General features: G+C 69.4%; 12 protein-coding genes. 6 read left to right on the top strand and 6 right to left on the bottom strand.

Going from position 1 to position 13,247, the window contains the following annotated elements; genetic code table 11:
• Positions 1 to 7: 7 nt before the first annotated feature.
• Both trmL and ISN75_RS20465 read right to left on the bottom strand, forming a co-directional pair.
• Entirely contained in the window at positions 8 to 472 is a 465-nt protein-coding gene (gene trmL / locus ISN75_RS20470; RefSeq protein ID WP_167253357.1) for a tRNA (uridine(34)/cytosine(34)/5-carboxymethylaminomethyluridine(34)-2'-O)-methyltransferase TrmL, read from the bottom strand.
• A gap of 51 nt (positions 473 to 523) precedes the next feature.
• Positions 524 to 727, bottom strand: a complete 204-nt coding sequence (locus ISN75_RS20465) for a hypothetical protein (RefSeq protein WP_167253359.1) — start codon at positions 725 to 727, stop codon at positions 524 to 526.
• A 330-nt stretch (positions 728 to 1,057) separates the two neighbouring features.
• Here ISN75_RS20465 and ISN75_RS20460 point away from each other — a divergent pair, with 330 nt between their 5' ends.
• The 6 genes from ISN75_RS20460 to ISN75_RS20435 all read left to right on the top strand — a co-directional run bounded on the left by ISN75_RS20460 (position 1,058) and on the right by ISN75_RS20435 (position 8,454).
• Positions 1,058 to 3,895, top strand: a complete 2,838-nt coding sequence (locus ISN75_RS20460) for a M16 family metallopeptidase (RefSeq protein WP_423385100.1) — start codon at positions 1,058 to 1,060, stop codon at positions 3,893 to 3,895.
• A 128-nt stretch (positions 3,896 to 4,023) separates the two neighbouring features.
• The gene (locus tag ISN75_RS20455; RefSeq protein WP_167253363.1) at positions 4,024 to 4,428 is read left to right on the top strand and encodes a DUF4156 domain-containing protein; all 405 of its coding nucleotides are present in this window, start codon (positions 4,024 to 4,026) and stop codon (positions 4,426 to 4,428) included.
• 165 nt (positions 4,429 to 4,593) lie between these two features.
• The gene (locus ISN75_RS20450) at positions 4,594 to 5,088 is read left to right on the top strand and encodes a MarR family transcriptional regulator (RefSeq protein ID WP_167253365.1); all 495 of its coding nucleotides are present in this window, start codon (positions 4,594 to 4,596) and stop codon (positions 5,086 to 5,088) included.
• Positions 5,089 to 5,092: 4 nt separating this feature from the next.
• Positions 5,093 to 7,222 carry an FUSC family protein gene (locus ISN75_RS20445; protein ID WP_343817924.1) on the top strand — a complete coding sequence of 710 codons (2,130 nt, stop codon included), beginning with the start codon at positions 5,093 to 5,095 and terminating at the stop codon, positions 7,220 to 7,222.
• The gene (locus tag ISN75_RS20440; RefSeq protein ID WP_208399643.1) at positions 7,212 to 7,427 is read left to right on the top strand and encodes a DUF1656 domain-containing protein; all 216 of its coding nucleotides are present in this window, start codon (positions 7,212 to 7,214) and stop codon (positions 7,425 to 7,427) included. The genes ISN75_RS20445 and ISN75_RS20440 overlap by 11 nt, the downstream gene beginning before the upstream one ends.
• A 10-nt stretch (positions 7,428 to 7,437) precedes the next feature.
• Positions 7,438 to 8,454, top strand: a complete 1,017-nt coding sequence (locus ISN75_RS20435) for an HlyD family secretion protein (RefSeq protein ID WP_168648348.1) — start codon at positions 7,438 to 7,440, stop codon at positions 8,452 to 8,454.
• An 82-nt stretch (positions 8,455 to 8,536) separates the two neighbouring features.
• On the opposite strand, the gene ISN75_RS20430 is transcribed toward ISN75_RS20435, so the two are convergent.
• From ISN75_RS20430 to hemH, 4 genes are all read right to left on the bottom strand, one after another.
• Positions 8,537 to 10,408: an aspartyl protease family protein gene (locus tag ISN75_RS20430; protein ID WP_343817922.1), complete on the bottom strand. Its 1,872-nt coding sequence runs from the start codon at positions 10,406 to 10,408 to the stop codon at positions 8,537 to 8,539.
• A 72-nt stretch (positions 10,409 to 10,480) separates the two neighbouring features.
• Positions 10,481 to 11,287 (bottom strand): helix-turn-helix transcriptional regulator, encoded by an 807-nt coding sequence (locus ISN75_RS20425; protein ID WP_343817920.1) that lies wholly within the window; start codon positions 11,285 to 11,287, stop codon positions 10,481 to 10,483.
• 45 nt (positions 11,288 to 11,332) lie between these two features.
• Positions 11,333 to 12,181: an alpha/beta hydrolase gene (locus tag ISN75_RS20420; protein ID WP_343817919.1), complete on the bottom strand. Its 849-nt coding sequence runs from the start codon at positions 12,179 to 12,181 to the stop codon at positions 11,333 to 11,335.
• Complete coding sequence (gene hemH, locus ISN75_RS20415; RefSeq protein WP_343817917.1) at positions 12,178 to 13,224, bottom strand: ferrochelatase; 1,047 nt, start codon at positions 13,222 to 13,224, stop codon at positions 12,178 to 12,180. The genes ISN75_RS20420 and hemH overlap by 4 nt, the downstream gene beginning before the upstream one ends.
• Positions 13,225 to 13,247: the final 23 nt, after the last annotated feature.

Genomic DNA, 13,247 nt, shown 5'->3' with positions numbered 1-13,247 from the left:
CGGCCGGTCAGCCCGCGCCGTCGAAGCCCAGCTGGCGCCATGCCTCGTACACGGCGACGGCGACGGTGTTGGAGAGATTCAGGCTGCGGCTCTGTGGACGCATCGGCAGGCGCAGGCGGCAGTCTTCCGGAATCGCATCCAGCACCTCGCCGGGCAGGCCGGCGGTTTCGCAGCCGAACAGGAAGGCGTCGCCGGGCGCGTAGCGCGCATCCACATGGGCGACGCGGCCGCGGGTGGAGAAGGCGAACACGCGCGGATGCGCCAGGGCGGCGAGGCAGGTGTCCAGGTCGTCGTGAACCGCGAGGCTGGCGTACTCGTGGTAGTCCAGGCCGGCGCGGCGCAGGCGCGCATCGTCGAGTTCGAAACCCAGCGGCCGGATCAGGTGCAGCGAGGCGCCGGTGTTGGCGCAGAGGCGGATGACGTTGCCGGTGTTCGGCGGGATTTCGGGATGGAACAGGATGACATGCAGCATCCGGCCATTATCTGTGCGGGGCGCCCGCCGGAACAGCGCCCCGTCCGGCGTTCAACCGCCCAGGCGGGGACAGACCACGCCATCGGCCGGCAGCAGGCACTGCGCATGGGCGGCCGGGGCGAGCTGGCCGGCGCTGCCGCTGGCGGCCAGGCGGATGGCGTCGGGCGAGGCATTGACCATCGCCACCAGCAGCAGGGCGCACACCAGCAGGCAGCCGGCGAACAGACCGCGCAACATCAGGGCTTCGAATTTCATGGGGTGTCTCCGACAAGGCTTGGGGTCCTGCGTCCTTGGAATGGCAAGCGCCGTGCCAAGCCCGGCCGGATCACAAGGGCTTGATTTGGCGGAACTTAGGATGCGCGGCCGGATCTGTTCCGCTGTCCGCGGACACTGTGCGCACGCCAGCGGACACTGTCCGGACGCCCGAGGTGTCCGATCGGCCGTCCTTTCGGGTCAATCGGCCGAAGGTCATTTGCGGTTCCCCCCATGCATGACTAGCCTCGGAGGTTCTGTGAAACAGGAGGTTCATCCATGCGCAAGCCCCTTGCCCTGCTTATTGCCGGGCTTCTGTCCGCCGGAGTCGCCATGACAGCGCCCTCGCCATCCCTGGCCGCCCCGGCCACGCAGACCGTCCCCGAGATCGCCTATACCCGCTTCACCCTGCCCAACGGGCTGACCGCGGTGGTGCACGAGGACCACAAGGCGCCGGTGGTGGCGGTGAGCATCTGGTACCACGTCGGTTCCGGCGACGAACCCAAGGGCAAGACCGGCTTTGCGCATCTGTTCGAGCACCTGATGTTCTCCGGCTCGGAGAACCACAAGGGCACTTACTTCGCCCCGTTCGAGCTGGCCGGCGCCACCGACATGAACGGCACCACCTGGTTCGACCGCACCAATTATTTCGAGACGGTGCCGACCACCGCGCTGGACATGGCGCTGTGGATGGAATCGGACCGCATGGGCCACCTGCTCGGCGCGATCGGCCAGAAGGAGCTCGACACCCAGCGCGGCGTGGTGCAGAACGAGAAGCGCCAGGGTGAGAACCGCCCCTACGGCCGCGTGGACCAGAACATCCTGTCCAACACCTACCCGGCCAACCACCCGTACCAGCACGACACCATCGGCTCCATGAAGGATCTCGATGACGCCTCGCTGGCCGACGTGAAGCAGTGGTTCCACGACTACTACGGCGCCGCCAACACGGTGATCGTGCTGGCCGGCGACATCACGCCGGCGCAGGCCAGGGAAAAGCTCACCAAGTATTTCGGCGACATCCCCGCCGGCCCGCCGGTGCCGCGCCAGCAGCCGTGGATCACGCCGCTGGCCAAGTCCAGCCGCGGCGTGCAGCACGACCACGTGTCGCAGCCGCGCGTCTACCGCACCTGGGTGGTGCCGCAGCTGGGCACCGACGACATGGTCTCGCTGGACCTGGCCTCCACGGTGCTCGGCGGCGGCAAGACCTCGCGCCTGTACCAGCGGCTGGTCTACCAGGACAAGCTCGTCGACGACATCTCCGCCAGCGTCTCGCCGTTCGCCCTGGCCAGCCAGTTCCAGATCCAGGCCGACGTGCGCGAAGGCGTGGATCCGGCCAAGGTCGAAGCGGCGGTGGCCGACGAGCTGAAGAAATTCCTCGCCGACGGCCCGACCCAGGACGAACTGGATCGCGCCAAGGTCGGCAACCGCGCTTCGTTCGTGCGCGGCCTGGAGAAAGTCGGCGGCTTCGGCGGCAAGGCCGTGATCCTGGCCGAGGGCCAGGTCTATCGCGGCGATCCGGGCGCCTACAAGAAGGACCTGGAGCGCATCGACGGCGCCACCATCGCCAGCGTGAAATCCGCTTCGGCCAAGTGGCTGGCCAAGGGCGACTACCTGCTGACCGTGCTGCCGGCCGGCGACGGTTTCGATCCGGACCAGGAAGACGCCAAGGTCGTGGCGCTGCCGGATGCGCAGGGCCGCCCCGACGCCAAGCTGCCGGCCGCGCAGCAGTACAGCGTGGGCAAGAACGAAGTGGACCGCGCCAAGGGCGTGCCGCAGGTCAACCAGTTCCCGGACCTGAGCTTCCCCAAGCTGGAGCGCGGCAAGCTGAAGAACGGCATCGAAGTGGTGCTGGCGCAGCGCCACACCGTGCCGGTCACGCAGATCCAGTTGCAGTTCGACGCCGGCTACGCGGCCGACCAGGGCCACAAGCTCGGCACCGCCAGCTTCGCCACCACGCTGATGAACGAGAGCACCAAGTCGCTGGACTCGGTGGAAGTGTCCAAGCGCAAGCAGCGCCTGGGTGCGATCACCAGCATCGGCTGCGGCCTCGACACCTGCACCGCCTCGCTCAATGCGCTCAACGATCAGCTGAAGCCTTCGCTGGAGCTGTTCGCCGACATCGTGCGCAACCCGGCCTTCAAGGCCGAGGACATCGAGCGCGTGCGCGGCCAGTGGCTGGCCGGCATCGCGCAGGAGAAGACCCAGCCGACGGGCCTCGCGCTGCGCACGCTGCCGCCGCTGCTGTACGGGCAGGGCCATGCGTACGGCATCCCGTTCACCGGCACCGGCACCGAGGCGGCGATCAAGTCGCTCACGGCGGACGACCTGGCCGGCTTCCAGCGCAACTGGCTGCGGCCGGACAACGTGAAGATCCTGGTCGCTGGCGACACCACGCTGGAACAGATCATTCCGCAGCTCGACGCGGTGTTCGACGACTGGAAGGCGCCGGACAGCGCGCTGCCGAAGAAGAACATCGCCAAGGTCGCCGCCCAGGCCAAGCCGCGCGTGTTCCTGATCGACCGGCCGGATGCGCCGCAGTCGCTGATCCTCGCCGGCCTGCTGGCGCCGTCCAGCAAGGCGCCGAACGACATCGACATCGACGTGGCCAACGGCGCCTTCGGCGGCAGCTTCACCTCGCGCCTCAACATGAACCTGCGCGAGGACAAGCGCTGGGCCTACGGCGCCTTCAGCTTCCTGCGCGATGCGCTCGGCCAGCGGCCGTTCCTGATGTATGCGCCGGTGCAGACCGACAAGACCGCCGAGTCCGCGCGCGAAGTGCAGAAGGAAGCCGTGGCCGTGGTCGGCGCCAAGCCGCTCACCGCGCAGGAAGTGGACAAGATCAAGTCGTCCAACGTGCGCGGCCTGCCGGGCAGCTTCGAGACCACCGCGTCGGTGCTCGGCGCACTCAGCGAGATCGTGCAGTACGGCCGTCCGGACGACTACGTGCAGACCCTGAAGCAGCACACCGAGGCGGTGAACCAGGCCAGCGCGCAGAAGGCGATCGGCGAGATCGTCCATCCGCAGGCGCTGACCTGGGTGATCGTCGGCGACCTCAGCAAGATCGAGCAGCCGGTGCGCGCGCTGAACCTGGGCGAGGTGCACGTGATCGACGCCGACGGCAAGCCGGTGGCGGCCAAGGCGGCGCCGAAGGCCAAGGCCGGCAAGTAAGCGAAGGGCGGGAGGCGTTGCCTTCCGCCGTTCAGCCGGGCGTGGGCTGCCGTCATCGCCGCACGTTACGATGGGGGCCGGGCAGGGGACTGCCCGGCCCTTCTTACTGGACATCCATGGAGTCACCCATGCGCAAGACCCTGCTGCTCGTTCCCGTGGCCCTGCTGCTCGGTGCCTGCACCTGGGGCATCACCCTGGACGATGCCGCCAAGAACGTCCGCACGGTATGGAGCGGCGACGTGTCCTCCTGCCATGAGCTGGGCAAGGTCACCGTGTCGGTGATGAACCGGGTGGGGCCGATCAACCGCAACGACATCAAGGTGCGCGACGAGCTGGAAGTGATGGCGCGCAACGAGGCGGCCAAGATGCACGCCGACACCGTCAAGCCGCTGGCCGAGCCGTCCGAGGGTTCCCAGCCCTGGGGCGCCTACCAGTGCGGCGCCAACCGCCCGTCCGCCGGCCGCCCGGGGGCGGCCCCCGCGCCGGCGCAGTCGGCCGGCGGCAATACGGAGACCTTCCCGATCAAGGGTTGAGACACGCCGCAAGCCATTGGAAATACGAGAAAAGCGCCCCCATCGCGGGGCGCTTTTTTTGTGCCCTGGAAAAAGCCGGTTGCGCCGGTTCTCTCACAGGCATAATATTCACAAATAAGTTGTACATAAATGTACTAAATGATCGATCCCCGCCGAGATCCGCGCATGAGCAGCTTCGCCCCCACCGAGCAGCGCCTGGCCATCACCTGCCGCCGCTATCCCCAGTTCCCGCGCGACCCGGCCGTGCTGGTGCGCCTGGTCAAGCACATCTACAAGCGCGTGCACGACGAGGCCAACGCGCTGCTCAAGCCGTTCGGCATCAACCATCCGGAATACAACCTCCTGATGATGCTGTACGGCACCGAGGGCTATACGCTCAATCCCTCGCAGCTGGCGGACGCGGCGGGGGAGAAGTCCGCCAACATCACGCGGCTGACCAACGAGCTGTGCGACAAGGGCCTGATCGAGCGCACCGCCAGCGACGAGGACCGCCGCAAGGTCACGCTTACGCTGACGGCGAAGGGGCTGACGATGATCGAGAGCTTCCTGCCTGGCATCTGCGGCCTGCTCGAACGGCAGGCCGGCGGGCTGCAGCCGCGCGAATCCGCGCAGCTGGAGCGGCTGCTGAAGAAATTCCTCGACCACGTGGACCCGGCCTGAGGCCATGGCTCCCGAAACCGCACCCGCCGCCCCGCGCTGGGCCTGGCTGCCCGCCTTCCTCGCCGAGGAGCAGGTGTCGTGGGTGTTCGTGGCCAAGACCCTGCTGGCCATGTACGTCACCTGCTGGCTGGCCATGCTGTTCCAGCTGGAGCAGCCGGCCACGGCGATGATCACGGTGGCCATCGTCATGCATCCGCAGAGCGGCATGGTGCTGGCCAAGAGCTTCTACCGCGCGCTGGGCACCTTCGCCGGCAGCCTGTTCGGCCTGGTGCTGATGAGCCTGTTCCCGCAGCAGCGCGAACTGTTCCTGCTGTGCCTGTCGCTGTGGGTTGCCATGTGCGCCGGCGGCGCCACGCTGTACCGCAACTTCGCCGCCTACGGCTTCGTGCTGGCCGGCTATACCGCGGCCATCGTCACCCTGCCGGCGGTGAGCAATCCGCTCAACGTGTTCGACTCCGCGGTGATGCGCGTGAGCGAAGTGATGCTCGGCATCATCGTTTCCGGCGTGGTCAGCGACGTGATCCTGCCCGAGCGCCTGCGCCCCCTGCTGCGCCGCAGTGCGCGCGAGCATTTCGCGCACTTCATCGACTTCGCGCGCGGCAGCACCGGCGGGGCCATCCCGCGCCGCGAGATGGAGAAGGCGCACCTGCGCTTCGTGCGCGCCGCGGTGCAGCTGGAAGACCTGCGCGCCTCGGTCATCTTCGAAGACCCGGAAGCGCGCGCCCGCAGCAGCCGCATGCGCCTGCTCAATCAGCGCTACATGGCCGCGTCCACCAGCTTCCAGTCGGCGCATCACCTGATCAACCGCCTGCAGCGCGCCGGCCGCGACAACGTCGCCGCCGCGCTGATCGCGCTGTACGCGCCGATCGGCGAAGCGCTCTCGCCCGACCCCGCGCAGCAGCAGGACCCCGCCGTGCTCGCCCCGCGCCTGAAGGCCTGCGAAGACGTGCTGCCGCCGCTGGCCGCGCGCCTGCGCGCGGAACTGCCGGCCGACGCCTGGCTGGAGTTCGACACCGGCGCCGGCCTGCTGCGCCGCTTCTGCAGCGAGATGCGCGACTTCACCGCGCTGGAAGCCTCGCTGCGCGAAGGCAATCTCAAGGGCGCGGTGGAGATCGTGCACTTCCGCCGCGGCAACGACGTGCCCGGCGCCGCGGTGAGCGTGCTGCGCACCTTCCTCACCATGGCGGTGCTCAGCGTGTTCTGGCTGAGCAGCGGCTGGACCTACGGCTCCAGCGCCATGCTGCTGGCCACCATCTTCAGCGGCCTGTTCGCGGCGTCGGCATACCCGATGATCGCGGTGACCAATACGCTGGCCGGCTATGTCAGCGGCATGGTCGGTGGTTATCTGGTGACCTTCTACGGGCTGCCCGGCGGCGACGGCTTCGCCATGCTGATCATCGCCACGCTGCCGTTCCTGCTGATCGGCCCCTACCTCACCACGCGCAACCAGACGTTGCCGGGCGTCGGTGCGGGCTTCACGCTGGGCTATGTGTACATCCTCGCGCTGAAGAACCCGATGGTGTACGACCCCACGCGCTTTCTTAATGACGCCATCGCCCAGGTCGTCGGCATAGCCATGACGGCGGTGTTTTTCATCTTCGTGCCGGCGGTGACCGGTTCGCTGTGGCAGCGCCGCCGCCAGCTGGTGCAGCTGCGCCACCAGGTGGTGCTGGCGGCGAACGCGCCGCTGCCGGGGCTGCTGTACAGCTTCGAAAGCATCAACCGCGACATCGTGCAGCAGGTGGTCAACTACACGCGCCCCGATACCGACGAGTCGCGCAGCCTGCTGGCCTGGGCACTGTCGGTGCACGAATGCGGCCGCGCGGTGATCGAGCTGCGCCAGGACGTGGCGCGCAGCGGCATGCCGCATTCGGTGGTGGGTCCGGTACAGGACGCGGTGCACGCCATCGGCGCGCTCTACGCGCAGCCCGGCGCGGAGCGCTGGCGCCTGGCCGATCAGAGCGTCACTCACGCCATCGCCATCACCAACGCCCACCTGGCGCAGTCGCCGTCGACCTGCCAGGCCGCGCTCACCCACCTCTACCTGTTGCGCAGCGCGCTGCGCGACGACGAATCGGCCATGGCGCCCTATATCGAGGCGAACAAGGCCGCGGAGACTCCCCATGCCGCATAGATGGATACCTCATGAAGTCGCGCTCGCCGACGCCCTGGTGCCCGGCCTGCTGGTGGTCTTTATCGGCTGCCTGCTGGCGCTGTGGCTAGTCGATACCGTGGTCGGCCGCTTCGGCCTCTATCGCTTCGTCTGGCATCCGCCGCTGTTCCGGCTGGCCCTTTTCGTGTGCATGTTCGGCACCGCCGGACTGCTGCTGTTTCCCTGAGCCCGCAACCATGAAAATCACCTCGCTGCTCCGTTTCGCCCTTACCGCCGCCGTCGTCGTCATCGCCGCGCTGCTCGGCCATGCGCTGTGGCGCCACTACATGTATTCGCCGTGGACGCGCGATGGCCGCGTGCGCGCCGAAGTGGTGCGCATCGCGCCGGATGTCTCCGGCCTGGTCACCCGCGTTGCCGTGATCGACAACCAGCAGGTGAAGAAGGGCGACCTGCTGTTCTCCATCGACAAGCCGCGCTTCGAATACGCCGTGGCCCAGGCCCAGGCCAATCTCGCCGCGGCCGAAGCCAGCGCGCGCGCCGCCGGCGCCAATATCAACGCGGCCCTGGCCAGCGCCGCCGCGCGCAAGGCCGACTACGAGATGGCTTCCTCGCAGGCGCAGCGCCGCCAGCGCCTGGGCGACGTGGTCTCGCAGGAAGTGCGCGCCGACGCGCAGTCCTCCGCCAACGCCGCGCGCGCCACCTGGCAGCAGGCCCAGGCCAGCGGCAACCAGGCCAGCGCCGCGCGCCAGCAGGCCGAGGCCGCGGTGGAGCAGGCACAAGTAGCGCTGGACCGCGCCAAGCTCGATCTGGAGCGCACCGACGTGCGCGCGCCGGTCGACGGCTATGTCACCAACCTGGATATCCGCGTCGGCGACTACGCCTCCACCGGCTCGCCGCGGCTGGCCCTGATCGACAGCCACAGCTACTACATCTACGGCTATTTCGAGGAAACCAAGCTGCCGCACCTGCGCGTGGGCGACCCGGTGCACATCCGCCTGATGGCCGGTGGCGCGCGGCTGGACGGCCAGATCACCGGCATCGCGCGTGGCATCACCGACCGCGACAATCCCACCGGCAGCGACCTGCTGGCCGACGTGAACCCCACTTTCAACTGGGTGCGCCTGGCTCAGCGCGTGCCGGTGCGCATCGCCATCGACACTGAACACCTGCCGCCGGACGTGCTGATCGCCGCGGGCATGACCGCGACGATCGAGGTGCAGCCGCGCGCGGATGGACGCAAGCCGGTCGACTGAGCGGCGTAGGTTGGGGTGAGCGCCAGCGAACCCCAACGTTGCGCGACGTTGGGATTCGCCTCCGGCTCACCCCAACCTACGGTCAGCGCGGCGCTACGTCGCGCAGGCGCATGTCCAGCACCTTGCCGCCATCCAGCGTGAGCTTCAGCGGCGTGCCTTCCGGCAGATTCATGACGGCATCGCGCAGCTCGCCCAGTCCGATCGACTTCGCCGCTTTACCGTTCACCGCGACGATGAAGTCGCCCGCCTTCAGTCCGGCCTCGGCGGCGGGACTGCCGGCCAGCACCCAGCTCACCTTGTAGCGATCCGGCTGCGCCGCCGACTTGCTGGCGCGGAAGCCGGCCATCGCGTACTGCGCCGGCACCGGCGGTTTGCGCGGCAGCAGCACCATCTCCGCGCGGCGGTAATCGAAGTGCACGTTGAAGCGCGACAGGATGTCCTGCCCGATATTGCCCGCCTCGGTGGGATTGCCGGTGGCGCCGGCATCGGCGCGGGTCAGCATGGCCACCACGTTGTCCAGCTTCTGCGTGCCAAGCTGCAGGCCCTGCGCATGCGCGAAGTGCGCGGTGAACAGTCCGCCCACGCCGCCGGTCGGCGCCGGTGCGCCATGCTCGTAATGTGCGGCGATGCCGTTGCGCGCGGCCCACTGCGGGAACAGCAGGGTCAGGCCGCCATTGCCGGTATCGATGCCGAACACGCCCTGCTTGCCGTCGAGGCTGGCGTCGACCAGCGGCATGTCGTAGGTGAACGTCACCGGCAGCCGCTCGCCGTGCTCGGCCGGCGGTGCGTCGCCGCGGTCGTAGGCCTGCAGCACCAGCTGGTTCTTGTCGTAGTCGAAGGTCACCGCGAAGCGCTCGAAGATCTCCAGGCCAAGGATGCCGGCGATCGGCTCGCGCCCTTCGCCGCGCTCGTAGAACTCGTGCGGGTAGGGCATCACCAGGAAGGCGAGGTCGCGGATGTCCGCGCGGCCCATGCCGAGATGGCCGACCCGCGCATAGGCCATTTCCATCGAACCCGGCCCGGAGCCGGTGCTCACGCCCGCGCCCTGGGTGGCGAGGCCAAGCTTCTTCGCCGCATCGGTGGTGAGGATGGCGTGGCCGCCGGTGTCGAGAATGAAGGGCATCGGGCCCTTGCCATCGATGCTCGCATCGACCAGCAGGAAGCCGCCTTCCAGATGCATCGGCACCGTGGTGCGGCGTGCATCGCCGGCCATGCTCACGTCGCGCACCGTGTTGTCGGGACGCGCCAGCGCATCGGCCGGCGCGCGCTCCAGCCAGCGGTAGCTCTGCACGATGTCGGTGCTGCCGTTGTCCTCGCCGCCGCCGGCGGTCACCGCGCTGGCGGTGATGCGGAACGGCAGCTGCACGCCGTCGACGTCGCGATAGTCGGCGAAGGCTTCCGTCGCCAGCAGGAAGGAGCTGGCATAGGTGGCGTGGTCCAGGCGATGCGTGGCCGGATCCAGCCACAGCGTGATCGCGCGGCCGCCGGCCGGCGTGGCTTCCAGGCGCTGGTAGCGGTGGCCGTTGGCGTCCGCATCCGGCAGGCGGCGATAGCCTGTGCGGTCGTCGGCGGCGAGGAAGGCGAAGCGGCGCAGCCAGTCTTCGTTGGCGGCGACGGTCGCGGCCTCGGCCGAGTCGTAAGGGTGGCTGAGGCCGGTGATGTCCTGGTGCCAGCGGCCTTGTGCGTCGGCGCCGTCGGCGCGGGTGAACAGCGGCGTCTTCGCGTGTTCGGCGTAGTGGCCGTTGCGCAGGTCCACCGCCATGCGCCACTCGCCGGTAAAGCCGTCGGCGTCTTCGCGGCCTTGCGCGAGCAGCGCGCCGTGGCGGCGCCAGGCGTCGGCGCCATGTGCGTCGCGCAGCTGGCGCAGCAGGGTGTCGGTGTCGTCGGCGCAGGCCAGCGTGGGCAGCAGCAGGCCGGCGAGCAGCAGCAGGCGGGGCAGGGATGGTTTGAGCATGGTTCGTCTCCGTGGCGTACGGAACCCATGCTGCCGGCCGCGTCGCGTGCCGACTAGGACGAACCTGAGGTATCAGGACGCGTGTTGCGTTTTATGCCGGTAGTCACGCGGCGTCTGGCCGGTGACGCGCTTGAATACGCGGGCGAAATGGCTCTGGTCGGCAAAGCCGGCGCCGGCGGCGACCTCGGCGATCGGCCGCTCGCCATCCGCCAGCTCGCGGCAGGCCTGGCGGATGCGCAGCGTGCGCCGGTAATCACCGACCGACATGCCCTGCGCCTGCTGGAAGCGCCGCGCCAGATGCGCCGGATGCACGCCGGCCAGCCGGCCCAGCTCCGGCAGCGACAGCTCGGCCAGCGGGTCGTCGTGCAGCCGCTGCAGCACCTTGGCCAGCCAGGCGGGGCGCTTGTCCTCGCGCTCGTTGCGGCAGGCCAGGGCGACCAGTTCGAACACCGCCGATTGCAGCGCCAGCGGCGCGGCATCGTCATCGGCCGCCAGCTCGCGCTCGATGCGTGCCAGCAGGCGTGCGGCGTCGGGCAGGCGCAGTGCGCGGTAATCGCCGAGCAGCCGCTGCAGGCCGCCGCTGTCGGCCAGTTCCTGGCCCGGGAAGATGCTGAGGCAGCGCGCGCCGCGCGGCGAAAAACGGTTGGCGTGGCGATGGCCCCGCGGATGCGCCAGCAGCAGGCCGGGCGCGCAGTCGGTATCCGCGCCGGACGCCTGTTGTGTATAGGCGCCGTCGGCGACCAGGCACAGATAGGCCTCGTCATGCTCGTGCAGCGGCAGCACGCCTTCGCCCGCATATGTGGTGGCGGTGACCAGCATGCCGCCGAACGACTGGCGGTGCTGCGGGGATCCGAAGTTGGCGCGCCCTAGGTGCTGCATGGCTTGCAGTGTACGGAGCCGCGGCGCGGCGCCGCGTGCCGTTGGTCAGGGGCCGAGCTGGGCCGAAGCCCAGGCGGCGACGGCCTGCGGGTGTTCCAGATGCAGGTGATGGCCGCCCTGCAGGTGGCTGACCGCGATGCCGGCGACGCAGGCCGCACGCTGCATCATCGGGCCGCTGGGCAGGTACGACGTGGCCGGTTCGGCCAGCAGCAGGGCGGTGGGCGCGTCGATGCCGCGCAGCAGGGCGTGCACCTGCGTCTCGGCGAGGCGCAAGGGCGAGGTGCGGGTAAGCCGCGGATCGCTGCGCCAGCACCAGCCGTCCGCCACTTCGGCCAGGCCGCGCTCGACGATCGGCCGCGCCAGCTCCGCGCGCAGGCCGCCGGCGATGGCGCGGGCGGCCACGGCCTGCTCGATATCGCGGAACACGCGCAGCCCCTTGCCGTTCGGCGCGGTGGCGATGCCGTCGCGGAAACGCTGCAAGGTATGCGTGCCGTCGTCGCCGAGCGGCCCCAGCCCTTCGATCAGCAGCAGGCGATGGACGCGCGACGGCGCCGCGGCCGCCGCCAGCGCGGCGATGCCCGCGCCGAGCGAATGGCCGAGCAGGTCGAAGCGTTCCAGGCCCAGCGCATCGGCGGCGGCCAGCACGGCGCGCACGTAGTCGACGAAGTGGTAGTGCAGGCCGGGCGGCAGGTGATCGGAGTGGCCATGGCCCGGCAGTTCCAGCGCAATGACCTGGCGATGTGGCGCCAGCAGCGGCGCGAGGCGTGCATAGCTGCCGGCATTGTCCAGCCAGCCATGCAGGGCCAGCAGCGGCGGCCGATGGCCGCCGCCCCAGACCAGCGCGCGCAGCGCCAGCGCCGGCAGTTCGATCGCGCGCTCGGCGGGGCCGCTCATGCGCCGCCGCGTTCCGGCCAGCCCTGCATATGGCGCAGGGCCAGTTCGGCCAGGCTGTCCACCTGGTGCCGGCTATGGTTGAGCGCGGGGATATAGCGCAGCTCCTGGCCGCCGGCTTCGAGGAAGAAATCGCGGTTCTGCATCGCGATCTCCTCCAGCGTTTCCAGGCAGTCGACCGCGAAGCCGGGGCAGGCCACGTCCAGCCGCTTCACGCCCTGCGCCGCCAGTTCGCGCACGGTGGCGTCGGTGTACGGCTGCAGCCACGGCTCGCGGCCCACGCGCGACTGGAAGCTGACGATCAGCTGCGCCGGTTCCAGGCCCAGGCGCGCGCGCAGCAGCGCCGCGGTGCGCTGGCATTGCAGGAAATACGGGTCGCCGGCTTCCGTGTAGCGCTGCGGAATGCCGTGGAAGGACAGCAGCAGCCGGTCGCCGCGCCCGTGTTCGCGCCACCAGCCTTCGATGCTGCGCGCCAGCGCTTCGATATGGCCGGGGTCGTCGTGATAGTCGTTGACCACGCGCAGCTCCGGCGGCCAGCGCAGCGTCTTGAAGCTGTCGGCCACCGCATCCAGCACCGAGCCGGTGGAGGTGCCCGAATACTGCGGATACAGCGGCAGCACCAGCAGCCGGCGCACGCCTTCGCGCATCAGCTGCTCGATCTGCGCGGCCACCGTGGGCTGGCCATAGCGCATGGCCAGGGCCACCTTGACCGGCCCCGGCATGCGCTGCGACAGGGTTTCCTGCAGCGCGGCGGCCAGCGCCTCGCTGCCCACCCGCAGCGGCGAGCCCTGCGGCGTCCACACGCGCTGGTAGGCATGCGCCGAGCGCGGCGGCCGGATGCGCAGGATCACCCCGTGCAGGATCAGCCACCACAGCCAGCGCGGATACTCGATCACGCGCGGATCGCCGAGGAACTCGGCCAGATAAGGACGCAATGCGCGCGCAGTCGGCGCTGCGGGCGTGCCCAGGTTGACCAGCAGCAATCCGGCCTTAACCGGCAGGTCATCGGAAAGTCCGGTCAGGCCGGTATAGTGGCTGAGAGGCATGGTAGCGACGTGGACAATTCAAC

It is taken from the genome of Dyella marensis (assembly GCF_049532885.1).
GTDB lineage: Bacteria > Pseudomonadota > Gammaproteobacteria > Xanthomonadales > Rhodanobacteraceae > Dyella_D > Dyella_D marensis.
This window is presented reverse-complemented; position numbering and strand designations above follow the sequence as displayed.

Excerpts from the sequence above, each read along its gene's own strand:
- ISN75_RS20440 (WP_208399643.1), top strand. The coding sequence starts at position 7,212 with ATGCCGCATAGATGGATACCTCATGAAGTCGCGCTCGCCGACGCCCTG.
- ISN75_RS20430 (WP_343817922.1), bottom strand. The coding sequence starts at position 10,408 with ATGCTCAAACCATCCCTGCCCCGCCTGCTGCTGCTCGCCGGCCTGCTG.
- hemH (WP_343817917.1), bottom strand. The coding sequence starts at position 13,224 with ATGCCTCTCAGCCACTATACCGGCCTGACCGGACTTTCCGATGACCTG.
- ISN75_RS20460 (WP_423385100.1), top strand. The coding sequence starts at position 1,058 with ATGACAGCGCCCTCGCCATCCCTGGCCGCCCCGGCCACGCAGACCGTC.
- ISN75_RS20425 (WP_343817920.1), bottom strand. The coding sequence starts at position 11,287 with ATGCAGCACCTAGGGCGCGCCAACTTCGGATCCCCGCAGCACCGCCAG.
- ISN75_RS20420 (WP_343817919.1), bottom strand. The coding sequence starts at position 12,181 with ATGAGCGGCCCCGCCGAGCGCGCGATCGAACTGCCGGCGCTGGCGCTG.
- ISN75_RS20450 (WP_167253365.1), top strand. The coding sequence starts at position 4,594 with ATGAGCAGCTTCGCCCCCACCGAGCAGCGCCTGGCCATCACCTGCCGC.
- ISN75_RS20445 (WP_343817924.1), top strand. The coding sequence starts at position 5,093 with ATGGCTCCCGAAACCGCACCCGCCGCCCCGCGCTGGGCCTGGCTGCCC.
- ISN75_RS20465 (WP_167253359.1), bottom strand. The coding sequence starts at position 727 with ATGAAATTCGAAGCCCTGATGTTGCGCGGTCTGTTCGCCGGCTGCCTG.
- ISN75_RS20455 (WP_167253363.1), top strand. The coding sequence starts at position 4,024 with ATGCGCAAGACCCTGCTGCTCGTTCCCGTGGCCCTGCTGCTCGGTGCC.
- trmL (WP_167253357.1), bottom strand. The coding sequence starts at position 472 with ATGCTGCATGTCATCCTGTTCCATCCCGAAATCCCGCCGAACACCGGC.
- ISN75_RS20435 (WP_168648348.1), top strand. The coding sequence starts at position 7,438 with ATGAAAATCACCTCGCTGCTCCGTTTCGCCCTTACCGCCGCCGTCGTC.